General features: G+C 64.4%; 20 protein-coding genes. 9 read left to right on the top strand and 11 right to left on the bottom strand.

The genetic code is table 11. The features are described from left to right. Nucleotides 1-28 precede the first annotated feature (28 nt). The 3 genes from CP556_RS12730 (at nt 29) to CP556_RS12715 (ending at nt 5024) form a co-directional block, all read left to right on the top strand. Nucleotides 29-379 carry a thioredoxin family protein gene (locus CP556_RS12730; RefSeq protein WP_098727394.1) on the top strand — a complete coding sequence of 117 codons (351 nt, stop codon included), beginning with the start codon at nt 29-31 and terminating at the stop codon, nt 377-379. 590 nt (nt 380-969) lie between these two features. After that, the gene (locus CP556_RS12720) at nt 970-2490 is read left to right on the top strand and encodes a ribonuclease H-like domain-containing protein (RefSeq protein WP_098725964.1); all 1521 of its coding nucleotides are present in this window, start codon (nt 970-972) and stop codon (nt 2488-2490) included. Nucleotides 2491-2492: 2 nt separating this feature from the next. Continuing rightward, nucleotides 2493-5024, top strand: a complete 2532-nt coding sequence (locus CP556_RS12715; protein ID WP_098725963.1) for a DEAD/DEAH box helicase — start codon at nt 2493-2495, stop codon at nt 5022-5024. Between the two features lie 64 nt (nt 5025-5088). Here CP556_RS12715 and CP556_RS12710 read toward each other — a convergent pair whose 3' ends face one another. From CP556_RS12710 to CP556_RS12695, 4 genes are all read right to left on the bottom strand, one after another. Further along, complete coding sequence (locus tag CP556_RS12710) at nt 5089-5472, bottom strand: hypothetical protein (RefSeq protein ID WP_098725962.1); 384 nt, start codon at nt 5470-5472, stop codon at nt 5089-5091. A 156-nt stretch (nt 5473-5628) separates the two neighbouring features. Beyond that, nucleotides 5629-6057 (bottom strand): hypothetical protein, encoded by a 429-nt coding sequence (locus tag CP556_RS12705; RefSeq protein ID WP_098725961.1) that lies wholly within the window; start codon nt 6055-6057, stop codon nt 5629-5631. Between the two features lie 255 nt (nt 6058-6312). Next, nucleotides 6313-6537: a DUF8149 family protein gene (locus CP556_RS12700; RefSeq protein WP_098725960.1), complete on the bottom strand. Its 225-nt coding sequence runs from the start codon at nt 6535-6537 to the stop codon at nt 6313-6315. Between the two features lie 451 nt (nt 6538-6988). Continuing rightward, nucleotides 6989-7942, bottom strand: coding sequence for a PGF-CTERM sorting domain-containing protein (locus tag CP556_RS12695; RefSeq protein WP_098725959.1), 954 nt, complete (start codon nt 7940-7942; stop codon nt 6989-6991). 399 nt (nt 7943-8341) lie between these two features. On the opposite strand from CP556_RS12695, the gene CP556_RS12690 reads away from it, so the two are divergent. Continuing rightward, entirely contained in the window at nt 8342-9739 is a 1398-nt protein-coding gene (locus tag CP556_RS12690) for an APC family permease (RefSeq protein ID WP_098725958.1), read from the top strand. Nucleotides 9740-9751: 12 nt separating this feature from the next. Here the strand turns inward: CP556_RS12690 and CP556_RS12685 are convergent, their stop codons facing one another. Beyond that, entirely contained in the window at nt 9752-10243 is a 492-nt protein-coding gene (locus CP556_RS12685; protein ID WP_098725957.1) for an Lrp/AsnC family transcriptional regulator, read from the bottom strand. A 209-nt stretch (nt 10244-10452) separates the two neighbouring features. Between CP556_RS12685 and CP556_RS12680 the strand changes: the two genes are divergently transcribed. Beyond that, the gene (locus CP556_RS12680) at nt 10453-11787 is read left to right on the top strand and encodes an aspartate aminotransferase family protein (RefSeq protein ID WP_098725956.1); all 1335 of its coding nucleotides are present in this window, start codon (nt 10453-10455) and stop codon (nt 11785-11787) included. Between the two features lie 104 nt (nt 11788-11891). Here the strand turns inward: CP556_RS12680 and CP556_RS12675 are convergent, their stop codons facing one another. Then, nucleotides 11892-12086: a hypothetical protein gene (locus tag CP556_RS12675; RefSeq protein WP_098725955.1), complete on the bottom strand. Its 195-nt coding sequence runs from the start codon at nt 12084-12086 to the stop codon at nt 11892-11894. 363 nt (nt 12087-12449) lie between these two features. On the opposite strand from CP556_RS12675, the gene CP556_RS12665 reads away from it, so the two are divergent. Continuing rightward, complete coding sequence (locus CP556_RS12665) at nt 12450-14036, top strand: AMP-binding protein (protein WP_098725953.1); 1587 nt, start codon at nt 12450-12452, stop codon at nt 14034-14036. Nucleotides 14037-14066: 30 nt separating this feature from the next. On the opposite strand, the gene CP556_RS12660 is transcribed toward CP556_RS12665, so the two are convergent. Genes CP556_RS12660 through CP556_RS12640 form a run of 5 tightly spaced genes read right to left on the bottom strand, consistent with a single transcriptional unit; the run spans nt 14067 to nt 19584 of the window. Continuing rightward, the gene (locus CP556_RS12660) at nt 14067-15452 is read right to left on the bottom strand and encodes an aminotransferase family protein (protein WP_098725952.1); all 1386 of its coding nucleotides are present in this window, start codon (nt 15450-15452) and stop codon (nt 14067-14069) included. A gap of 27 nt (nt 15453-15479) precedes the next feature. Continuing rightward, entirely contained in the window at nt 15480-16430 is a 951-nt protein-coding gene (locus CP556_RS12655; RefSeq protein ID WP_098725951.1) for a CoA-transferase subunit beta, read from the bottom strand. Beyond that, on the bottom strand, nt 16423-17406 hold the full coding sequence (locus CP556_RS12650; RefSeq protein WP_098725950.1) for a CoA transferase subunit A: 984 nt from the start codon (nt 17404-17406) through the stop codon (nt 16423-16425). The genes CP556_RS12655 and CP556_RS12650 overlap by 8 nt, the downstream gene beginning before the upstream one ends. Then, nucleotides 17403-18284: a creatininase family protein gene (locus CP556_RS12645; RefSeq protein ID WP_098725949.1), complete on the bottom strand. Its 882-nt coding sequence runs from the start codon at nt 18282-18284 to the stop codon at nt 17403-17405. Before CP556_RS12645 ends, CP556_RS12650 begins: the two co-directional genes overlap by 4 nt. Continuing rightward, nucleotides 18274-19584: an ArgE/DapE family deacylase gene (locus tag CP556_RS12640; RefSeq protein WP_098725948.1), complete on the bottom strand. Its 1311-nt coding sequence runs from the start codon at nt 19582-19584 to the stop codon at nt 18274-18276. Before CP556_RS12640 ends, CP556_RS12645 begins: the two co-directional genes overlap by 11 nt. A gap of 199 nt (nt 19585-19783) precedes the next feature. Here CP556_RS12640 and CP556_RS12635 point away from each other — a divergent pair, with 199 nt between their 5' ends. The 3 genes from CP556_RS12635 to CP556_RS12625 are packed head-to-tail and all read left to right on the top strand — an operon-like array spanning nt 19784 to nt 23263. After that, nucleotides 19784-20917 (top strand): ABC transporter substrate-binding protein, encoded by a 1134-nt coding sequence (locus CP556_RS12635; protein WP_098725947.1) that lies wholly within the window; start codon nt 19784-19786, stop codon nt 20915-20917. Nucleotides 20918-20954: 37 nt separating this feature from the next. After that, nucleotides 20955-22067, top strand: coding sequence for an ABC transporter ATP-binding protein (locus CP556_RS12630; protein ID WP_098725946.1), 1113 nt, complete (start codon nt 20955-20957; stop codon nt 22065-22067). Further along, nucleotides 22064-23263, top strand: a complete 1200-nt coding sequence (locus CP556_RS12625; protein ID WP_098725945.1) for a M24 family metallopeptidase — start codon at nt 22064-22066, stop codon at nt 23261-23263. Before CP556_RS12630 ends, CP556_RS12625 begins: the two co-directional genes overlap by 4 nt. The last annotated feature ends 2 nt before the right edge of the window (nt 23264-23265 follow it).

Genomic DNA, 23265 nt, shown 5'->3' with positions numbered 1-23265 from the left:
TTTCCGCACCGGTCACGTACCCGTCGCCATGGCCGCGACCAGTAAACCGCGCCGACTCGAGACCGGCGACGAACTCGACGACTTCGTAGACGCCCGCGACGTGGCGCTCGTGGAGTTTTACACCAGCGGCTGTGCGATGTGCCAGGCCATGGAACCCGTCCTGGGAAACGTCGCTCGCGCCACGGACGTCGCGATCGGGATGGTCAACCCCGGCGACGACATCGAACTCGTCGACCGGTTCGATATCCGATCGGTGCCGACGCTGATCCTCTTCGAGGACGGAGCGGAAACCGCGCGGCTGGCGGAGGGGTTCCAAGGCGGCGACGCCGTCACTGAGTTCCTGGCCGAGCACGTTCCGACCGCCGTCGACGCCGACTGACAGAATCTGGTTCGTCACTGCAGCGCGCCGAAACAATCGTATGCTTCGCCAGTGAACCGTGTCATGTATACACTAATCACTGGTCGTGCCGGAGTTCCTCAACCGGGCGCAGACCCACTATGGCGACGTCGACCAGTTCCCGATTACTGTCGCAATAACAGACCCAAGGAGAGCGCAAACGAGTACAAATCCGTATACAAAATATGCCATCAACATTTCTGGGATAACGAAACTCAGTACTACCATCCCGAAAACATAGGCGAGAACGCCACCGATAGCGAATTCGGAAAGACGAATACTACTTGCTGTCGTTATCCCGAAACCGATCAGTCCAATCACGATCGTGATTACCGCAAAGACTCCAATGTCTCCCCTTGTGGGAAGCAGTGAAATCCACCGCCACACGTCACCCAGCGGGAAGGTTACGTACCCGACGACGGAAAGTACTACTGCGCTCACAATAATTCTGATTCGGTTCGTTTTTTCTCCCATACTTCTCATATTGAGTTATTTTACTACCAGACAGTATAAAAAGTGCTGGTGTGCTACGTCCGCGAACGCTTATCATCGCTCGCTCGTATTCCCCTTCTATGTCCGACGAGGACGGTGCCGACCTGCTGGCGCTGCGCTGTGACGCCGTCGCCGATCTGGACGACACAGCGCTGCGTGACGCGCTCGAGTACTTCGATCCGGACCTCGTCTACGTCGTTCGCGAGTCGTCGGACGTCCGCGTCGTCAGCCGCCTCCATCGCGCGTTTGACGGGCCGGTCGTCTCCGCCGGCGGCCCCGCCGACGTTCGGACGGAGACGGTCGCCGGTATCACGTTCGTCTTCGCGGGGTCGGCGTCGCTGCTCGAGGACCGTCCCGAAGACGACGGGACGCCGGTCGCAGACTACGTCGTCTGCGACGATATCGAGCCGACGACCGACGCCGTCATGCTGGAGGCGACCCTCGCCGGCCGCGAGCCGCTCGCCCGCTACCAATCGCGAGCGAGCGGGACGGCGACCGTGCTGACCGGGGCACTCGAGGCGAGTTACGATCACGTCTGGGAGCCGACCGTCGACGGGGAGCAAGTCGAGATACCGGTTCGGGGAGTCGCCCCGCTGCGTCGCTCCGGCGCGGCCGAGATCGCCTGTCTCACCTGCGACCGACGCGGTTCGGTGGCCGTCTCGTCGGCCCCGGCCGACCGGTTCGGGCTGCGAGCGCTTGCCAACGTCGGGCCCACGACCGCCGATCGGCTCCGAACGAACGGGTACGAGACGCGCGCGGCCGTCGCCGAGACCACCGAGGCGGACCTCCGCTCGATCGACGGGATCGGCGCGTCGACGGCTCGAGCGATCCGCCACAGCGCGCGCTCGCTCGCGGAGTCACGTGTCGTGCGCCGCACCGACGAGCCGGTCCCGCCGGCGGCCGAGACCGCGACGCCGCTGTTCGTCGACATCGAAACCGACGGGCTACAGCCGACGATCATCTGGTTGATCGGGGTCTACGATCCCCAACGCGACGCGTACGTGGACTTCGTCGACACCGATCCGTCCCGCGACGAGCCGGGCGCGACGACCCGCGAGTTCGTCTCGTGGCTGGCCGCCGAGTACGACGCGCCGTCGCTCGTCGCGTGGAACGGCCACGCGTTCGACTACAAACACCTCGAGCGGTTCATCGCCCGCGACGTGCCCGAGTTCCGCGACTACTGGCGGGAAGACGTTTTCACGTACGATCTCTACGACTGGGCGGTGCGACGCGAACACGCCGTGTTGCCCGGCCGAACGAACCGACTCGAGGACGTGGCCGAGGCGCTGGGCTGTGACCGGTCGGGAGCCGCGGCAGCCCTCGACGGGAAGAGCCTCGCGGAGCGGATTCGACGGCTGCTCGAGAGCGAACGGCCCTCGGGTGCCGGCTCCGAGGACCGCGCGGCCGCGACGGCGGCCTCGACTGGAACCGCTATCGACTGGGCGGCCGCCCGAGAGTACTGCGAGGCGGACGTCCGGGAACTGGCCGCGGTCGCCGAGGCGATCGCGGCGGCCCCGCTCGAGACGGGCGAAACGCAGACAGAAACGGGACGTGGACGATCGGCCGACGACTCGACGCAGACCGGCCTCGCCGACTTTTAACTATGCCAACCGACGACATAGACGATCTGACCGACGGGCAGGACAGTACCGGAGCGGACGGCCTCGCGCTGACCGGCGCGGAGCTACGGGACACCTTTCCGTCGCGTCGCTACCACGGACAGCTTCACGAACGGTTCACGTTGCCGGCCGAGCCGGCCAGTCACGTCCCGGCCCGCGAGGTGTTGCCCGCAGACCTCGCGGCGACGCTCGAGGTCGATCCCTGGAGCCACCAGGCCGCGGCGCTCGAGGCGCTGGCCGACGGCGAGAACGTCTGCGTCGCGACCTCGACGTCCTCCGGGAAGACCTACGTCTACGGATTACACGTCGCGCGACGCTTCCGGGAGAATCCGAACGTGCGCGCGTTGCTCGTCTATCCGACGAAGGCGCTCAGCCGCGACCAGGAGCGGGAGCTCAACGATCTCTTCGATTCGCTCGGGCTGGACGTCACCGTCGGCGTCTACGACGGCGACACGAACCGCGAGGCGAAGGCCCGCATCCGCGAGGAGGCGAACGTCGTCATCACGAATTTTGCCGGACTGAACCAGTACCTCGAGGGACACCACCGCTGGGCCGGGTTCCACGCGGAGTGCGAACTGATCGTGATCGACGAGGCGCACTCGTGGACGGGAATCAGCGGGATGCACGCCGCCTGGATCCTCCGGCGGACCCGACGGCTGATCGACTGGTACGGCGGCGACCCGCAGTACGTGCTGACGACCGCGACGATCGGCAACCCGGCCGAACACGCCCGCGCGCTGACCGGGGAGCCGGCGACGGTGATCGACGAGGACGGCTCGCCCAGCGGTCGCCGCCACCTCGCGTTCTGGGACCCGCCGACGGACGGCGGTGGGAGCGGGTACGAAGACGGGAGCGGTGATAGTGATACTGAGTGGTCGCCGAGCAAACGTCCAGCAACCGTCGAGGCCCCCGAGGTCTGGGCGCACTGCTGCTATCACGGCGTCCCCTCGCTGTTGTTCTGTGACTCCCGCAAACAGACCGAATTGGCTGTCGGGCGCGCGCGGGAGTACCTCGAGAACCCCACCTTGCCCTACCGGGGCACCGCCGACCTCGCGGCGTACAACGCGGGTCACGGAAAGCGGTCCCGGCGGGGGACCGAGAACCGACTCAAAAGCGGGGAGCTCGACGGCGTCGCGACGACCAGCGCACTCGAGGTCGGCATCGACGTCGGCGGGATCGACGGCACGATCCTCATGGGGTATCCCGGCTCCCGACAGTCGTTCTGGCAGCGCCTCGGCCGCTCGGGACGCGACGAGCGCGAGGCGCTCTCCGTGTTCGTCCCCAGCCACGCGACGCTGGACCAGTACATCCTGCGCCATCCGGAGTACCTCCTCGAGGAGGAACCCGAGAGCGCGGTCGTCGACCTCGGGAACAACCCGGTCTACCTCCAGCATCTGCGCTGTGCCGCCCAGGAACTGCCGTTGCGCCGCGAGGACGCGGACCGCTTCGGCGGGATCGAGCGACTGGAACGAGCCGTCGAGTACGGCCGACGGACGGGGAATTTCGAGGGATCGCTCGCGGGCGGCGTTACGTACGCCCACCGCGACCGACCGCAGAGCGAGATCAATCTGTACGCCTCCGGCGGAAACGCCTTCGAGGTCCGGCTGGCCGGCGAGGAGACGTTCGACCACCAGGCCATCGGCAAAGCGCGCGCGTATCGGGACTACCACGAGGGCGCGACGGTGCTGTATCGGGGCGACCAGTACGAGGTCGTCGAACTGCGGGAGGATCGACCCCAGCCATCCGTCACGCTCGAGCCGGTCGATGTGGACTACTACACCCAGTCCCAGCGCCGGACGACGATCTACGACACCGAGGTCCGCGAGTCCCGCGACGTCGGGCCCTTCCGGCTCAACTGGGGGTACGGCACCGTCACGGTCCACCACGATATCTACACGAAACGGGAGATCGGGACCGGCGACGTTCTCGCGGTGGGGCTCGAGACCGGCGTCCCACCGCTCGAGATGCGAACGCAACTGTGCTGGGCCGAAGTGCCCGACGACGTCGAACGGGCGGTGACGGCGGCTCACAGCGACTATCACAACGACGAGTGCGAGGAGCTGCCGCCGCGACTCCACGGCTACCTCGGCGGCATCCACGCCATCGAGCACGCGATGATCGCCGTCGCCCCACTCGAGTTGACCGTAGACGCTGCGGATCTCGGCGGGCTCGCGACCAATCGTCTCCCCGATGGGACCGACGCGAGCGGCTGGTTCATCTACGACGGGGTCGAGGGCGGCTTGGGCTTTTCCCGGCGCATCTACGAGGAGTACGAGGCGGTCGCCCGCCGGGCGCGAAACCTGATGGCTGACTGCCCGTGCGGGCGCGACGAGGGCTGTCCCGCCTGTCTCATGGACGATCGCTGTGGCAACGACAACCGGCCGCTGTACGCGCCCGCGGCGACGGACGTGATCGACGCGCTGCTCGGCGAGGTCGATCCGGCCGCGTTGCGCTCGAGCGCGAACGCCGACCCCGACGACGGCACCGAACGTCGCCCACCAGCATCAGTTTCGTAGCCACGGCGAGCGGCGGGAAAACACGACCGAGAACGGATTCGGGACGGGCGTGTCGGTCCAACTCCTACTTGTCGGCCTCGAGCTCGCTCGGATCGAGCGTCCCCTCGAGATACCGTTCGCCCAGTTCGGACACCTCGTAGACGCCGGGCATGTGTTTCGTCAGGAGGCCGCGCTTGGTCATCTCGCGGCATCGATAGGCCGCGTATTTCGCCGGGGCGATCCCCTCGTCGTCGATCTGGTTCGGCTCGAAGGCGTCTTCGGACTGGAGGAACTCGAGGATCGGTTTATCCGCGGGTTCCATCCACTCGGCGTCCGTTTCCGCTTCCGTTTCCGTTTCCGTTTCGCTCACGGACGCGTCGGCACTGGTTTCGGAGTCGTCGGTACCAGTCTCGGGGCCGTCGGCAGCGTCCGATGACTCCGCCGGATCGTCCGTCGTCGAATCGTCCATGAATTGCAAGACTCCCTCCGCGGAGGAATGTGTTTCCCAATCGCTCGAGGCCCGTCACGGATCGGCGGCTTCGTTACCGGGACGGAACACCCGTGAACGACTCGGCCCCGTCGAGTGAGAGGGGCGAACGTGGGCGGCCGGCCTCGCCGCTGGTCATTACTGCTCCGGGACAGCGTAATCGACGTGTACGTTCGGAATCGTGGCTGGTTCGTGCCCCGTGATTCCGCGATCGACGAACGTGACGTCAGTCAAGTCGCCGGTGAATCGGAACGTCACCGTTCCGCTCTCGATCGTCCCTTCGACGGTAGTGCCCGAGAGGACGGTCACGTTCGCTTCCCGTTCCTCGTCGGCCAGCTCGATCGCGCCGTCGACGGTGAGTTCGAAACTCGAGGGCGTCCCCTGCCCGATGATCGTCAGCACGTTCGGCCGGTCACCGTTTGCGTCGGTCGCATTCGACGTCGATCTCGTCGCCGCGATGGTCGCTGTCGCCGGCGTCTCGGTCTGGATCGGTGTACTGCCACGGTCCGTCAGTTCCACGGTAACACGGCTGTCGTCACGATTTCCAGTTGCGTTCTCGGGTTCCATATGGTGGACAGAGTCGAGTATGACCGTATAAACCTTCTCACTGAAATAACGGTAAGAACTGGCGATATATAACCACACAAGCCGGATCTCGGCGTAATTTTGCGCGTTCGTATCGGGGTTTTATATCGTCTCTCTGATCGATGATTCCTCGGCGACAGCCGGCGTGAGACGCGAGGCCGATTCGAGACACTCGAGGTGGGCGAGTGACGGCTTCTCTCGCCCGTTCGACCCCACTCGAGTCGGAGGAATCCGTGGTCAGTCGTCCTCGAGGAGTCCGAGATCGGTCGCGGCCAGATTCGCGATCTGATCGGCGATGTCGGGATCGACTGCGGCGACATCGTCTCCGTCGTGGAGCTGCTCGTTGTGTCGGTCGATGGCATCGGCGAGCTCCGACAGGGGGACGCGGGAGGTCGTTTCGCAGTCAGGACAGACGACCGGGACGCGCGGGGCGTCTTCGTCCGACTCGCTTGTGTTCGTCATTTGTCGTGTATCTCGTGCCGATCATCAAAGCCCCATTGGTTCGCTTCCCGTCCGACGCAGTCGTGTATCAACTCATTCCATCGGTGACAGCTCGTCGATAGGAGCCTTTTCCCTGTCATGGTATACCAACACAAATATCACGGCTAAGCCGGTCTATCGGTTCGTTTTCGTCGCTTCCCGGCGTCGTTGGCCAGCAGTATTATACTAATTGCGGCGAACAATCTGATAGACGGGGGTACGACAGTCTGTCAGCGGGTCATCCCGCTCGGTTTGGTCACCCCGTCACGACGTGCGAGGAACTCCATGGTTCCCGGCTACACCCGTAGCCGTTCCCTGTCTTTCTCTGAACCATCGTTTCTGTCATTGAGAGGGAGGGCTGTCCGCTGTCTCTCTTCGCGGTGAACGTGTCGGGATCGAACCCAATTGATTCGGATGTGTTGCCGATACACCCTTACCCTCGATGTCGAGCGAGGGCGGCGACCGACAGCGCGACGACGGCCGCGAGCGCGCCGAATCCGGGCATCTCGTCGCCTCCTCCGTCCCCGTCGGACTGCGTGTTGGCTCTCTGTTGGGAGTTATTCGAGTCGTTTTTCGGCGGATCGGTGCTGTTCGACCCGCCGGGCTCGAGCCGTTCGTCGGCCGGTGCGTCGAGTTGCAGGACGACGACGACCTGTCCGTGTGAGGCATCGGTTTCGTAGGTCCAGCCGCCGCCGGCGTCCGCGTACGGTTCCGCGGCCGCGACCGGGTCGATGTCCGTGTCCCAGCCGTCCCCTTCGGGAACCTGCTGGATGTAGCCGGCCACGTCGATCCTATCGGCGTGTTCGCCGGTGATCTGCGCTTCGCCGTATTCGACGGTCGCGTCCTCCGGGAGGCCGTGCAGCTCGATGCAGTGAGAGTCCATGTAGCCGTCGCCCTGCGCGACGTCCGGGCTCGTTCCGAACTGATCGGCGTCGAGCGGCCGCTCGTAGTTGTCCGTCATGGGGAAGTCGACGGTCATCGGATCGGCGTCGGAGTGCCAGCTCGTCACGTCGTTCGTCGGAATCGTCACGGACGTGTTCGGTACCGACTCGCCGACCACCGGGTCACCGTTTTCGTTGACCAGCGTAACGCAGACCTTCCCGGAGCCGTCCCCGAGGTACGGACTACGGTACTCGTCGCGCGGGTTCTCGTAACTGACCCAGCTCCCGTCGCTCGCCGCCGCCTCGAAGTAGGGATCGCCCGGCTCCGGCGCGGGCTCGACGTACGCTTCCTCGGAGACGTTCCCGTTCGAATCCTGGGTGATGGCGCCCGTGCCCGCTGCACCCGTTGCGACGAGACTGGCGATCACGACCAGTCCGAGGCCGAGAGCGAGAAGTCCGCGTCGCCCGCCTGGGATCGAGCCTCGAGACCCCCATAGTCCGGACATGCTTATACCCCGTCACCGAGTTCGATTGCCGAGTCATCGATTTTGTGACTGTTCTGCAGCGACGACTGTCGTCCAGCGGTAGTGGTCATCGAACTGGGGTACCGGGTTCCCCGTTCTATATATGAGCAGCGTACTCCCGAGGTAGCTGGTCGCTACCTCTGGTAGGCAGTCGTTTGGATCCCTGTACCGTGCATAAAGCACCTGCTACTGGGTGATCGTGGATTCGTTCGTTCGGAGCGGTTCTCGCTCGGCGTCATCGCAGTTGCGCAGCTGTGTCGTTCCGAATCAGCGACCACGACGGGGATTGGATATAGTTCAGTGAAATCGAGATAAAGTGTACATCGTCCGGAAGATTGGGACTTAGTTAAGTTTAACACCCACTATATAGCAGCATGTGGTATGGGAGAAGATACCAGAAAATTTGAGCGGATCCTGACGAAAAAGGACCTCTTCGTGCTCGCGTTCGGTGCAATGATCGGCTGGGGATGGATCATCCAGACGGGGTTCTGGATCGACGAAGCCGGCGTGGCCGGCTCGGTTCTTGGGTTCGTCGTCGGGGCGATCATGGTCTGTATCGTCGGCCTGATTTACGGCGAACTCGCCTCGGCGTTACCGTTCGTCGGCGGAGAGCACGTGTACAGCCTTCGGGCGCTCGGCCCGGTCGGATCGTTCGTGTGTACGTGGTCGCTCGTTCTCGGGTACGTCGGCGTTGTCGTGTTCGAAGTCATCGCACTGCCGTCCGCGATGGCGTACATCGTCCCGGGATTTAACGTCCTCGAGCTCTGGTCGGTGGCCGGAGAACCGGTGTACGCGTCCTGGATCCTGGTCGGTGGTATCGGTGCGATCGTGATGACGGCGCTTAACTATCGCGGCGTGAAACCCGCGGCGCAGTTCCAGACGATACTGACGCTCGTTATCGCGCTGGCCGGAATCATGCTCGCCGTCGGGGCCGTCCTGAACGGTCAATCGCAGGCGAATCCGCCGCTGTCCGATGTCGGTGCGACGGGGGTAGCCACGGTCGCGATCATGACGCCGTTCATGTTCGTCGGATTCGACGTCATTCCCCAATCCGCGGAGGAGGCGGACGTACCGCCCCGTCTCATCGGTCTTCTCATCCCGGCCTCCGTCACGCTGGCCGCCCTATTTTATATCGGCGTCATCTGGGCGTCCGGACAGGCGATGCCCGGCTCCGCACTCGTCGAGAGCCCGCTGCCCGCCGCCGCGGCGATGGAAACGATCTTCGACAGCCAATTTATCGGCCGCATTATGGCCCTGGCGGGAATTGCGGGCGTCCTTACGAGTTGGAACTCGTTCTTGCTCGGTGCCAGTCGCGCGGTCTTCGCACTCGCAGACTCCGGGATGATTCCGAAGCAAATCAGCACGATTCACCCCGAATACAACACGCCGTCGACGGCCGTCGTCCTCATCGGTGGCCTCTCTATCTTCGCTCCGCTGTTCGGCGAGCAGATGCTGGTCTGGATCGTCAACGCGAGCGGGCTCGGGCTCGTCGTCGCGTGGTTCTTCGTCGTCGTTTCCTTCTTCGTGCTTCGGCGCAACGAACCCGACCTGGATCGACCGCTCAAACTCCCGTTCGGCTACGCGTTCGGCGCCGCCGCACTCGTCTTGACGCTCGGCTTCATCGGTCTCTACTTGCCCGGGGGCCCGTCGGCGCTCCTGTGGCCCTACGAGTGGCTGATCGTTCTCTGCTGGGCGCTCCTGGGCGTCGTCCTGTACAGCGTCTCGTCGACCGACTCGGCGGTCGACGTGGCGGACCTGGAGACGGAGAAACTCGAGTAGCCCCTCGATCGATCAGTCGGAGTCCGTTGTGGCCGCTACCAACGTCTCTAATTCGAAGTCGTTCAGTGGATGGGGTTCGTCTTTGACGGTTTCGACGACGAACTGCGAACTCGTTCGGACGATCTCATCGATCATCTCGTAGTCGCTGATGAGCCGCTGAACCATCTTGCGATCCGAGAGGTGTGCGATAACGACGAAATCCGTATCCCCCATCGTGAAGTACACCTGATTGACCCCCTCGACGGCGGCGAGTTTCTCCCCGACTTCGTCGTGATACTGCTCCTCATATTCCGCGATGACTTCCGAGATAACCGTAATCTCGAGGCCCAGTTTCTCGAGATCGACATCGAACAGGTCGTCTGTTACGATCCCGTCTTCTTTGAGCTTCGTCAGTCGATAGTGGACGGTCGACTTCGGAATATCGGTGTACTCGGAGATTTCGTCCGGACTGCCGGTCCCCAGATCTGCAACGGCCTGCAGAATGCGGATATTTCGCTCGTCCATATCTCGCCGAAGGGAACCCGACAATAAACAACATTCGAATACGAAGCCTGTACTCGGCCCAAAGTTGGATTCAGTTCGATAGCTCGTCGATCGCGAGGATCCATGTGACTCGATCAACTATCATCGCCCCCTATTTGAATAACGCGGCCAAGACTGCCATCTATCCGAAGAAGTATGGTTTAATAGGACATGGTATAGATATAGCGACTATGTCCGAACAACAATCAGGATCCGCGGACGGGGCGCAGTCGAATTCGGCCGTCGTGTCGGCGTACGACGAGCATCTGATGCCGATCTGGAAATCGCTCGATGTACCGGTGAAACGGGCCTCGGGGTGTACGCTCGAAGACTTCGAGGGCAACGAGTACCTCGACGTCTTCTCGGGCATCTCGGTGACGAACGTCGGCCACGGTAACGACGCCGTCGTCGACGCCGCGACGGAACAACTCGAGGAGTTCGTCCACGGCTGCTCGTACGTCCACCCGAACGAGCCGGTCGCCGACCTCGCCGAGCGGATCGCCGACGTGACGCCGGGCGACCTCCAGAAGAGCTTCTTCTGTAACTCCGGGACGGAAGCCGTCGAGGGGGCCGTCAAACTCGCGCGGAAGTACACCGGCTCGAAGGAGGTCATCGCCCTCGAGATGGGCTTTCACGGCCGCACTCTCGGTAGTCTGGCGCTGACGGGGAACAAGGCCTACAAGCAGGGAATGGCCCCGACGCTCAACGACGTCGCCCACACCGCGCCGCCGTACGGCTACCGCTGTCCGCGCTGTGACGGCGACCAGTGCGACGCCAGCTGTGCCGAGGAACTCGAGCGGATCATCGGCTCGCACACCAGCGGCGACCTCGCGGCGGTCGTCGTCGAGCCCGTCATGGGCGAGGCCGGAATCATCGTTCCACCGGCGGGGTGGCTCGAGCGAGTCCAGGAGATCGCCCACGACCACGGCGCGCTACTCATCGCCGACGAGGTCCAGACCGGCTACGGTCGAACCGGAGAGCTGTTCGCGAGTAGCCACTTCGATGTCGAGCCCGACATCCTGACGCAGGCGAAGGGGATCGCGAACGGGCTGCCACTGGGCGCGTTCACCGCCTCCGCAGAAATCGCGGACGCCTTCGAGTCCGGCGACCACCTCTCGACGTTCGGTGGCAACCCCGTCGCCTGCGCCGCCGCGCTGGCGACGATCGACGAACTGCAGGACGGCATCGTCGACAACGCCCGCGAGCAGGGACAGTGGCTCGAGTCCGAGCTCGCGACCCTCGAGGACGAGTACGACGTCGTCGGGCAGGCGCGAGGCCTCGGACTGATGCGCGGTATCGAGCTCGTAGAACCGGGAACGGCAGGGCCACAGAACGTTGCCCCGCGACCGGACAGCGATCTCGCATCGGCCGTGAGCGAGCACCTCCGCGAGGAGTCGAACGTCGTGATCGGCGTCGGCGGCTACTACAAGAACGTCATGCGGTTCCAGCCGCCGCTAACTATCTCGCGCGAGCAACTCGAGTACGCCGTCGACGAGCTTCGGACGGCGCTCGAGACGACCGCCTGAGGAGATGGTTGCTTCGGGCGGTGATCGTCCGAGAGGTCGGCTACGACCGTCTCGAAAGCACCATTGGTGACCGCCGTTTCCTGCCGGTTGTACCGTTGCGGTCCTTATTCGTCGCTCTCCTCGAGCGAGAGATCCGGGAGCGAATCGTCGACAGCGGTGAAATCAGTTCCGCCACACCGACAGCCGTCCCGGCGACCGATCGGGCGAATCTTGTCTTCGGACAGCTCGAGTGCCGCGTAGAGCGACCCGCACTGTTCGCACGCGGCGATCGTTCGTCGATTGTCGTCGCTATCGTCCATATCGTCACTGTCACGTCGTGATACGGATCACAAGTATCCGCCGTGAGGACTCGAGCGACATCGTCGTCGTTACTTCGATCGAAACAACACCGATCGGGAACTCGAGTGGCTGTTCGCCACGCACACCAGCGGACAGCGTGGTACTACTGATTTCACGGAACCGGCTCACGGACACCGTGGTACTATTGCCCTCACGGAACCGGCTCACGGACACCGTGGTACTATTGCCCTCACGGAACCGGCTCACGGACACCATTGATGGACTCCGTGTGGCCCTCGAGAAACTCGAAGAAGTCGCGAAAATACGGACACAACCGCTAGTTTGAGTATGTGTGACGGAATACACCTTGACAGAGACCAATTGTGATCTCAGGTACTCGGACGAACGGACAAACACTCCCATCACTTCTCACCGCAGCGTTCTCCCGGCGTCCCGAGCGGATCGCACTGCGGGATGAAACCGGATCGCTCACGTACGGCGAACTGGATCGGCGCTCGAACGCGCTTGCTAACGCCTTGCTCGAGTTCGGACTCGAACCCGAAGGGCGCGTGGCGACGATACTCCCCAACCGGCTCGAGGCACCGGTCGTCGACATCGCGACGTACAAGGCGGGTGCGGCGCGGCTCCCGATCAATCCAGAGCTCTCCACGACGGCGATCGAGTACATCCTCTCGGACGCCGAACCGGCCGTCGTCGTCTGTGACTCGGCCCGTCTCGACGACGTTGCGGACCTCGTCGACGGCCTTCCGATGCGACCAGAGTGTGTCGCCGTCGAATCGGCGGATCCGCCGGCAGGCTGGCGTTCCGCGGCGCGGCTCGAGGACGGAGCGGCCGCGGATAGCCCGTCCGTGTCGGTCGAACCGGACGCGATCGCCGGCCACTTCTACACCGGCGGGACGACGGGCGACCCGAAAGGCGTCTGCTACACGCAATCGTGTCTCACGACGAATCTGCTCGCACACCACGCCGATCTCGGCTTCTCGAGTACCGACACCGGACTCGTCGCGACGCCGATCTCGCACTCCGCGGGAACGTTCTTGCTCTCGGCGTTACTCGCGGGCGGGACGGTCGTCCTCCGGCGCGGGTTCGACGAGACCGACTTCTGTACGGCCGTCGAGACCCACGGCGTGACGTGGACCTTTCTCGTCCCGACGATGCTCTACAGGCTGCTGGACGGGCCGCTCGCGGTCCACGACGTGTCCTCGCTCGAGAACGTGATCTACGGGGCTGCACCGATCCGTCCCGACCGGTTGCGGGAAGCGCTCGACCGACTCGGACCGGTTCTGACCCAGTTTTACGGACAGACCGAGGTCCCCAACCTCATCACTACGCTCGACCGGCGCGATCACGCCCGCGTGCTCGAGGACGGCGACGACCGACTGTTGCGGTCCGCCGGGCAACCATGTCTGCTCTCGGAGGTGAAGGTCGTCGATCCCGACACCGGCGAGGAACGCGGACCCGACGAGCCGGGCGAACTGCTCGTGCGGGCACCGTACACCTTCGACGGCTACTTCGGACTGCCGGAGGCGACCGACGAGACGCTCGTCGACGGCTGGGTGCGGACCGGTGACGTCGGCCGGGTCGACGACGAAGGCTACCTCTATCTGCTCGACCGACGCAACGATGTCGTCGTCACCGGCGGGATGAACGTCTACACCAGCGAGGTCGAGCGCGCGCTCGGCGAGCACCGGGCCGTCGGCGACGTTGCCGTCATCGGCGTCCCAGACGAAGAGTGGGGTGAGGCCGTCCACGCGGTCGTCGTCCCGACCGAGGGACAGGAGATCGATGTCGATGACCTCCTCGGGTTCGCCGGCGAGCGGCTGGCGGGCTACAAGCGGCCCAAGTCAGTCGACGTATTCGACGCCCTTCCAACGACGCCGTACGGAAAAATCGACAGAGAAGCGTTGCGCGATCGATACTGGAGCGACGAGGATCGACGGATCAACTGATAGCGGACCGGTCCGGTTCCGGGGCTGCGGTCACCATCCGAGCGCCGATTCCACGTCCGCGAAGGTCGCGTGCATCCGGTCGACGACCTCGTCGGCGAGTTCGTTGTCGATCGTCAGCGGCGGCGTGATCAGCACGTGATCGCCGTCCTGTCCGTCGACGTGGCCGCCGCCGGGGTAGGTAACGATTCCGTTGTCCAGTCCCGCCTCGAAGAGGAGCGACTGGAACGCCGTGCCGGTCTCCGCGAGCGGTTCCTTCGTCTCGCGATCGCCGACGAACTCCACGCCGATCATCAGTCCCTTGCCGCGGACGTCGCCGACGAAGTCGTACTCGTCGAACTCCTCGCACCGTTCACGGAGATGCGCGCCGACCTCGCGGGCGTTGGCCACGAGGTCGTGCTCGTCCATGTACTCGAGGACGGCCGTGCCGATCGCGGCCGACGCCGGGTTGAAACAGAAGGTGTGGCCGTGCTGGAATCCGTCCTCGATAGTTTCGAAGACCTCCGCGACGCGGCGATGGGGCATCGTACCGCCGATGGGCGAGTAGCCGCCGCTCATCCCCTTCGCGCCGGTGATGATGTCGGGCGTGACGTCCCAGTGTTCGATCGCGAAGTTCTCGCCGGTCCGTCCGAACCCGGCCATGACCTCGTCGACGATGAACAACACGTCGTACTCGTCGCAGATCTCGCGGATCCGCTCGAAGTAGCCATCGTGTGGAGACGCGCCGGCGTTGGCGGCACCGGTGACCGGCTCCGTGATGAACGCCGAGACCGTCTCCGGCCCCTCGTCCTGGATGAGCCGCTCGAGGTCGTTCGCGCACTCGACGCCGCAGGCGTGCCCGCCGTCCCCGTCGCAGCGCTCACAGCGGTACGGCGTCGCGCTCGGCGCTTTCGGAAAGTTCGCGAACAGCGGCTCCATCTTCGTCTTCCGTGCCGGAAATCCCGATACCGCCATCGCGCCGGCGGTGTTGCCATGGTAGCTGCGACGGCGCGAAATTACCTTGTACTTGCCCTCGTTCCCCCGCTCGTAGTGGTACTGGCGGGCCATCTTGATCGCGCTCTCGTTGGCCTCTGAGCCGCTCGAGACGAGCCACGTCTTCTCGAACCCGTCGGGCGTGAACTCGGCGATCTTCTCGGTGTACTCCATCGCGGGTTCGTTCGCGAACAGCATGCTCGAGGCGTACTCGAGGCGCTCGAGCTGTTCTTTCGCGGCCGCTGCGACCTCCTCACGGCCGTGGCCGATGTTGACGTTCTGGTTTCCGGAGACGGCGTCGAGGTACCGGTTCCCGTCCGCGTCCCAGACCCACGGCCCGTCGCCGCGGACGATGGTAACGTACTCGTCGGCGAACGCGCGGGGGAACATTCCCCCGAGGTCGGTGCCCGCTCTCGTCTGTCGTTGGGGTGTGTCGTGTGTCGTCATTATCTGTGTCGCAGTCGTCTGTCTCGTTCAGTCGTCGGTTTCGTTCTGAACCGTTCGCAGTTGCTCCCAGTGGTCGAGGACGGTGTTGCTCCACTCCTCGAAGCCCACTTCGTAGACGTAGTCGGTCCCTCGAAGGACGACGTCCGCGGGGTCGATGGCGCGTAACATCGCGACCTCGCCCCGCGTCGGCTCCGGCGTCGTCCGGACGTCGTCTGCGACGCGGAGGTCCCACTGGACTTCGTCGCGAACGTCGTCGACGCTGACACCGGGATGTATCGTCTCGAGGAGCATCTCGCCGTCGTCGTCGAAACCGAACACCGCCATGTCGGTGACGACGGCGGCCGGACCGCCGCCGACGAAGCCGAGTTCCTCGCGCCGGCCAGAGCGATCGAGGTGACCCGGCGCGGTCACGTAGTCGACTTCGGTCGTGAACGCGCGGCGCTGCTGGCGCATCATGACGACGGTCCGGCCACAGGAGGTCATGATATCGTTGCTCCCGCCGGAGCCGGGCAGGCGAACTTTCGGCCGATCGTACGTCGCGTCGCCGATAACTGCCGTCGAGTTCGTGTTCCCGCGGCTGTCGATCTGTCCCGCGCCGATGATGCCGACGTCGAACGCACCGCGCTGGTTGTCGATGAAGATCTCACACTGATCGGTCGCGACGAGCGCGTCGACTCCGAGGATGGTATCGGAGATCGACTGGACCACGCCCGGAGGGACGGAGCCGATGTAGCCCGACTCGGTCACGAGCTGACAGTCCGGCGCGTGGGTGTGCTTGGCGAGAATACCGGACATCAGCGACATGCCGACGCCGATAAACGCGGTCTCCCCGTCATCGATCTCGCGTGCGGCGGCGACGGCGAGGAGTTCGGTCGTCGTGTAGTCGTCTGCCGTCTCGTCCGGCCGATCGACGCGAACCGGGTTCACCGATTCCGTGGATGGCTCGGCGGCCTCGCCCGCCGTCGAGCGCTCACTCATCGGCACCCTCCGCGGAGCCGGCACCGTTGATCGTCCGTTCCATGTGCTCGAGCGTTTCCAGTCGGTCGGCGCCGACCTTCTCGATGTACTCGTCGTGGGGACGGATCCACTCCTCGAGCCACTCGAGAAACTCCTCGCGGTCTTGCGACCGGAGGCCGTACTCCCGGTAGAACGGGAGGTCGGCGTAGTACCGCCCGTAACAGTGCCACGGGTGGGAGCCGAAGGGGACCTCGGCGACCGCGTCGACCGTGTAGAACGGGATGCGGGTGAATTCGGGCTGTCGCCGGATCTCATCGGTCGAGACGAGTTCCTCACAGGTGACGATGGTGTGTTCGGCGGCCCGAGCCTTGAGGTGATCGTTGACGACGTTGCCCTCGATCTGTGCATTTCCCATCGGATCGCACCGCTGCACGTGGATGATCGCGACATCGGGTCGCGCCGGGGGGACCAGCACGAGCGGATCCCCCGACCCGAGCGGGTCCTCGATCACCTCGAGGTCGTCGTTGTACTCTGGAATGTCCGTCTCGAGCATCGACCGCGTCGGCACGAACGGAAGGTCCATCGCCCCCGCGAGAAACATCAGCGAGGAGCCGAAGTTCGAGACGTCGCGCATCTCGAGGTGGTGGGGGACGCCGTTCTCGACGGCGTTTCGGATGTTGTGTCCCTGCGAGATGAGGCTCGTCCCCACCCAGGAGCCGACGTACTCGTCGACGCAGCCCGCACCGACCATGATATCGAGCAAGGTCGTCCGGGCGTCGTCGAGGACGGTCAGTCCCGTCGTTCCCTGGCGGACGATTTCGCGGGCGGCCGCCTCGGGATCGCGCCCACCCATTCCGCCGAAGGCGATGCTCGAGCCGTCCGTAACGTACGCTTCGATTGCGGAGACGAGGTCCGTGACCTTCTCCCGATCGGTTGTTTCGTCGCCGATTCCGGCCCGTCTATCGGGGGTCTCTCTGGCGTCTATGGCGTGTGTCATCGTGGTCTGAAAGCGTCGTATTCGCGATCGGTTACGGTCCGTGCGTGGTGGTCGTCGATCGGTCGGATTGGGTACGTGGCGAACTCCTCGAGGACGGAGCCGAGCCCCTCGACCGCGGCCTCGAGAAGCAACTCACCGGTCTCGGGGGTCGCGACGGTCGCGTCGCCCAAGACGCCGGTCTCGGAGATCGTCGACCACCACCCGAGCATCGTCACGGGCGTCGAGTCTTCGGGGCGAGTCTGGCCCGCGAGATCGAGGTTGTTGAAGTGCCGGCTCTCCGGGTAGTCGACGTCTCGGGGAGCGGCGTCCATATCGACGCGCTCGGGGTAGAGATGCATGTAAATCGATGTCTCCATCTCGCCCGCGTGGGCCGACCCCTGCGGGCCGGCCTCGCGAACCGCGCTCGCGGTCTCGCGAACCTCGTCGATCTCCCACCACGAGAGCATCGCGCAGTGGATGTCGGGATACTGCAGCATGACCTGCCGGCTGGCCAGTTCGAGGAGGTGGTGGTTCGACCCGTGGCCGTTGACGAGCAGGATCCGCTCGAACCCGTGGTGGGCGAGCGAGACGCAGACGTCGATGACGTAGTCGACGAACGTGCGCCAGTCGATCGTGATCCCGCCCGGAAAATCCATGTGGTGGGGGAGGTAGCCGTGATCGATCGTCGGGAACAGCAACGCGTCGTCACTGGCGGCGACGGCCGGTTCGCAGACCGCCTCGACGATCCGACGGTCGACGTCGAGCGGGAGGTGGGGACCGTGGTCTTCGGTCGCACCGACGGGGACGACGATCGTCGCGCCGTCCTCGGCGGCCTCGTCGATTTCGGGCGACGTGAGTTCGTCGTAGCGACGGGGTGCCGAGCCGTCGTTACGACTCATCCGGCGTCACCCTGTAGCCACACCACGACATGGCAGTCAACGCGAGCGCGAGCGTGAGTTCCTCGAGTTCCGCGACCGGGAGGTACTCGTCGGTGCCGTGGATGTTGTACGCGCCCGGCCCGAAGCAGACGGCCGGCGTCCCGGTCTCGTTGACGAAGAATCGGGAGTCAATTCCCCCGGGGAACCCTTTGGCGTGACTCTCCCGGTCCAGCGTCGTTTCGGCGACGGCCTCAACGGTCCGAACGATCGGCTCGTCGGGGTCGATCTTCGCCGATCGCCCGCGCCAGCCGAACCACTCGATTTCGGGCGGGTGCTCCTGGAGCCACGGATCGCCCTCGGCAGCCCGCTCGACCGTCCGCTCGACCGTCTCGCGGAGACCTTCGCGCGTCTCCTCGGGCGCGTGCGAGATCCGCGCCTCGAGAACCGCTTCGTCGGGAACGCTCGAAACCCACTCGCCGCCGCGCAGCGTGCCGAGGTTCAGCGAGACCGTGTGCTCGTGCCACTCCTCGAATAACTCGTCGTGCACTGTCGTCTTGCGCTCGTCGTGGAGACCCTCGAGCGCGTGATAGATCGGCAACAGCTTCGAGATGGCGTTCACGCCGGCGTCGGTCTCCGCTGCGTGGGCGCCTTTCCCCTCGACGGTCACCCGAAAGTAAGAGACGCCGTCGTTCGCGATCCACGAGTCGAAGCCCGTCGGTTCTGGGATCACGACCGCGTCCGCGTCGACGCCCGCCAGGACGCTCGCGAGCGTCCCGCCCGAGCCGCCGTACTCCTCCTCGATGACGGTGTTGAACGACAGGTCGCCGAGGAGCTCGATTCCCGCTCGATCGAGGGCCTCGAGCGCGTAGATCATCGCGGCGACGCCGCCTTTCATGTCCGACGCGCCCCGCCCGAGGAGTCGTCCGTCCTCGACGGTTCCGGCGAACGGGTCGAACGACCACGCGTCGCGGTCGCCCTCGGGGACGACATCGACGTGTCCGTTGAACAGCAGCGACGGACCGTCATCCGCACCCTCGCGCGTCGCGAGGAGGTTCGGCCGATCCTCGTAAGACAGGTCGCGTTCGACGTACTCGTCGTGGTCCTCGATGCCAGGGACCTCGTCTGCGCGGATCTCCTCGACCTCGAGATCGAGCGCCTCGAGGCGCTCTCGGACGAGTTCCTGGGCCGGTTCTTCGTGGTTCAGAACGCTTCGGACTCGAACGAGATCGCTCGCGAATCCGACGAGGTCGTCGCTGATTTGGTCGACGGCATCCTCGACGCGCTCGCTCGCGGCGGCCGCGACGCGCTCATGCGGTTCCATGTTCAGCCTCCAGCAGTGGACGTTCAGGTGAATCGTACGGTGCCATCGGACATCAATTATCCCAAATGCTGTTAAGCTTTGCGCCCTGTTTCTCTTATCCTGATTTAGAATAGAGTAGTTAACACCATCGCCATTTCCCTATATCTGGTAATCAGGTAGCAAGATTTATTATGAGGTTGTTCCATGCTAGTCCCGTACAATGAGTGAATCCTACACTGGTTCGGCCTCCGACATCGGCAGTCGTTCAGAGAGCCGAAGCCGGCGGCGAGTACTACAATCGATCAGCGGCGTCGGCGCCGCCGGTGTCGTTGGACTGTCAGGTTGTCTCGGCGGCGGCTCGAGCGATCCGTTCGTCGTTCAGGTTACCGGCGGAAACTACATCGACTCCTACGAGAGCGAGGTGTTCTCTGCGTTCGAAGAGGAACAGGACGTCGACGTCGCAGTTAACCAGATAAGCGACCAGTTCGACGGATACAACCAGATTCAGTCCGGGCAGTCGGACGCGCACGTGACGATTACCTCCGCGAACACGCTGTACATGGGCGCGACTAATGACGTCTGGGAACCGATCAACACCGATGAGCTGGATAACTACGACAGCCTCGGTGACACCTTCAAGAACCCGGTTTACGACGCCGGAGACGACGTCCATGGCATTCCAACCGTATACGGGACCATCGGGATGGCGTACAACCGCGACGAACTCGGCGAACTCGACTCCTGGGAAGCGTGCTGGGACCAGGCGAACGCCGGCAACGTCACCATGCAGGGGACCGACTTCGTGCGCGTCTTCACGACCGCCCTCTACCTCGGAATGGATCCCAACGAGATCGGAGCCGACAGCTCCTACGAGGATGGCATCGGACGGATCTGGGATTCGGTCCGCGAGCAGAAGGATCTGATCTCCAGCTACTGGTCGACGGGCGACGAGCACGTCCGAATGTATGCACAAAACGAGGCCTACGTCGGCGAAGCGTGGGGCGGCCGAATCAAGGCCGCCGTCGACGACGGTCACGACCACCTCGACTACGTCATTCCGAAGGAGGGCGCGTACGGCTGGTCTGACAACTGGGCGATGGTGTCCGGAATCGACGACGACAAGCGAAGCACCGCGATGGATTTCTTCGACTTCCTGCTTGAGGAGGACGTACTGGTCCCGCTCGCGGAGGCGCTCGGCTACCCGCCGGCGACCGGCGCGACCTCCGACGTGATCGAAACCCTCGGCGACTACGATCCGACGGGCGGTGAGCGACTCACGTTCCTCAATCCCGGCTACCAGGAGGAGCACTCCGACGAGTGGTCCCAGGAGTGGGAGAGCATCCAATCGTCGTAGTTATCCCGCTGACTAACGACATACATACAATTACCACATGGCATTTCTCGATATTGACAACCTTCGAAAGGAGTTCGGAGAAACCGTCGCCGTCGACGGAATCTCCGTTTCCGTCGAGGAGGGGGAGTTCGTCACCGTCGTCGGTCCGAGCGGCTGTGGGAAGACGACGACGCTCCTCAACATCGCCGGTCTCCAGACGCCAACGTCCGGATCGATCCGGCTGCAGGGAACCGACCTCACGAACCTCCCGCCGTACGAACGCGACATCGGCGTCGTCTTCCAGGACTACGCGCTCTTTCCGCACAAGACCGTCGCGGAGAACATCGCCTTCGGATTGAAGATGCGCGGTGCCGACGAACGCGAGCGCGAGGCGAAAGTCTCCGAGATGCTCTCGATGATCAATCTCGAGGGCTACGAAGACGAGTATCCCCACGAGTGCAGCGGGGGACAGCAACAGCGGGTCGCCGTCGCTCGAGCGCTCGCCTTCGATCCCGACCTCGTGTTGATGGACGAACCGCTGTCCAACCTCGATAAGAAGCTTCGGGGAGAGATGCGAACCGAACTCAAACGCATCCAGCGCGAAACCGGTATCACGACGGTCTACGTCACCCACAACCAGACGGAGGCGCTCTCGATGGGCGACCGGATCGCGGTGCTGAACGACGGCAACCTGGAACAGTACGACGAACCGAAGACGGCGTACGAACACCCGACATCGCCGTTCGTCGCGGACTTCCTCGGCACCTCGAGCAGAATCGACGGAACCCTCCGACTCGGATCGACGCCCGACGTGCAGTTTGGCGACTCGAGTATGACCGTCGAGGCCCGCGACGGGTTCGACGACGGCGACACCGTCGCCGTCTTCGTCCGGACCGAACTCGCGTCCCTCAGTACGGAGCGCCCCGCGGTCGAGAACACCTTCCGAGGAACCATCGAGAGCGTGGATTATCAGGGACAAGGTGCCGTCTACTTCGTGTCCGTCCCCGCGTTCGGGACGACGATGCAGGTGAACCACCACGCGAACGCGAGTATGCTCGAGCCCGGCAACGAGGTCTGGGTGAGTATCGATCCCTCGGACGTCATTTACACGGCATCGCAGGCGTCGGCCGAGGGCTCTGAACGTTCCGAAATCCCCGCGGAGAGTCGATGACCGGCGCACGGATCCAGCACGGCGACGCGGGCCACCGAGACTACGAGCGACAGGAGTTGTTTCGAGTGCTCGAGCCCGTCGCGCGAGAGAACCTCGAGCTGGTACAGGAACGAATGGCCGACGCGGATGTCGACGCCCTGATCATCAACCGGTCCGACAACCTCCGATATCTCGTCGGCTACGGCCCCTACGACAGCTTCTCGCTCTCGGCCGAACACGGCGCGGTCGTAACGCAGTCGGGAGAGCCGACGATCGTCGCCGCTCCCCGGCTGGCCGCGGACCTCGACGACCGTCACTGGCTCGCGGACGTCGTCCCGTTCTCGACGACGAAGGGCGAGGCCGCGGAGACGTTCGCGACGGTGCTCGAAGAGCGCGGCGTCGCGGACGGCGTCGTCGCCCTCGATCCGCACATGGAGTACCGGTTCGCCCGGAAACTCGAGGCCTCGCTCCCGGGGTGCCGGCTGTGCGACGCAGGCGACTTGCTTTTCGAGGCGCGGGCCGTCAAGACGGACGCGGAGATCGCGCTCATCGACGAAGGGCTCTCGGTGGCCGAACTCGCGATCGAGGCCGGCATCGAGGCGGTCGAGGTCGGCGTCCGCGAGTGTGAGGTCTCCGGGACGATCATGGACGCCATGATCTCGGCCGGCGCAGCCGGCGCGTACGCCCTCCCAGCGATCGTCAGCTCCGGCGTCCGTTGGTCGCGCTGCCAGGAGTATCCCTCCAGAAAGCGCATCCGTCGGGGAGAGTTCGTCCAGCTCGATGAAGGCCCGATGTGGAAGGGCTACTACAGCGAACTGGCCCGAATGGCGTTCCCCGGCACGCCGTCCGACGAACAGCGATCGATGTATCAGGCGACGTTTGCGGCCCACGAGGCGGCGATCGATGCCATCGAACCCGGTGTAACCGGTCGCGAAGTGTACGACGCTGCGCGCGACATCTTCGTCGAGTTCGGCTACGAGGAGTGGCTGACCGACGGCAACATCGGCCACGGCATCGGCGTCGTTGCCCACGAACCGCCGTACGTCGGTCCGACCGCGGACGTCACGCTCGAGGAGAACATGATCGTCATGATCGAGCCGGGCCTGTTCCGGCCAGACGTCGCCGGCGTTCGCTTCGAAGACATGGTACTCGTAACCGATCGCGGCCGCGAGGTACTCTCGCGAACCCCCCATCCCGATCATGAGAAGTTCCTCTGAGG

Source organism: Natrinema sp. CBA1119 (assembly GCF_002572525.1).
Taxonomy (GTDB): Archaea; Halobacteriota; Halobacteria; order Halobacteriales; family Natrialbaceae; genus Natrinema.
The sequence above is the reverse complement of the archived record's forward strand: the minus strand, read 5'-3'. Positions and strand labels throughout refer to the sequence as shown.

Coding starts and splice junctions, on each gene's coding strand:
- CP556_RS12680 (WP_098725956.1), top strand. CDS start 10,453: ATGTCCGAACAACAATCAGGATCCGCGGACGGGGCGCAGTCGAATTCG.
- CP556_RS12685 (WP_098725957.1), bottom strand. CDS start 10,243: ATGGACGAGCGAAATATCCGCATTCTGCAGGCCGTTGCAGATCTGGGG.
- CP556_RS12655 (WP_098725951.1), bottom strand. CDS start 16,430: ATGAGTGAGCGCTCGACGGCGGGCGAGGCCGCCGAGCCATCCACGGAA.
- CP556_RS12705 (WP_098725961.1), bottom strand. CDS start 6,057: ATGGAACCCGAGAACGCAACTGGAAATCGTGACGACAGCCGTGTTACC.
- CP556_RS12640 (WP_098725948.1), bottom strand. CDS start 19,584: ATGGAACCGCATGAGCGCGTCGCGGCCGCCGCGAGCGAGCGCGTCGAG.
- CP556_RS12660 (WP_098725952.1), bottom strand. CDS start 15,452: ATGACGACACACGACACACCCCAACGACAGACGAGAGCGGGCACCGAC.
- CP556_RS12635 (WP_098725947.1), top strand. CDS start 19,784: ATGAGTGAATCCTACACTGGTTCGGCCTCCGACATCGGCAGTCGTTCA.
- CP556_RS12715 (WP_098725963.1), top strand. CDS start 2,493: ATGCCAACCGACGACATAGACGATCTGACCGACGGGCAGGACAGTACC.
- CP556_RS12700 (WP_098725960.1), bottom strand. CDS start 6,537: ATGACGAACACAAGCGAGTCGGACGAAGACGCCCCGCGCGTCCCGGTC.
- CP556_RS12695 (WP_098725959.1), bottom strand. CDS start 7,942: ATGTCCGGACTATGGGGGTCTCGAGGCTCGATCCCAGGCGGGCGACGC.
- CP556_RS12730 (WP_098727394.1), top strand. CDS start 29: ATGGCCGCGACCAGTAAACCGCGCCGACTCGAGACCGGCGACGAACTC.
- CP556_RS12675 (WP_098725955.1), bottom strand. CDS start 12,086: ATGGACGATAGCGACGACAATCGACGAACGATCGCCGCGTGCGAACAG.
- CP556_RS12720 (WP_098725964.1), top strand. CDS start 970: ATGTCCGACGAGGACGGTGCCGACCTGCTGGCGCTGCGCTGTGACGCC.
- CP556_RS12690 (WP_098725958.1), top strand. CDS start 8,342: ATGGGAGAAGATACCAGAAAATTTGAGCGGATCCTGACGAAAAAGGAC.
- CP556_RS12625 (WP_098725945.1), top strand. CDS start 22,064: ATGACCGGCGCACGGATCCAGCACGGCGACGCGGGCCACCGAGACTAC.
- CP556_RS12645 (WP_098725949.1), bottom strand. CDS start 18,284: ATGAGTCGTAACGACGGCTCGGCACCCCGTCGCTACGACGAACTCACG.
- CP556_RS12650 (WP_098725950.1), bottom strand. CDS start 17,406: ATGACACACGCCATAGACGCCAGAGAGACCCCCGATAGACGGGCCGGA.
- CP556_RS12630 (WP_098725946.1), top strand. CDS start 20,955: ATGGCATTTCTCGATATTGACAACCTTCGAAAGGAGTTCGGAGAAACC.
- CP556_RS12710 (WP_098725962.1), bottom strand. CDS start 5,472: ATGGACGATTCGACGACGGACGATCCGGCGGAGTCATCGGACGCTGCC.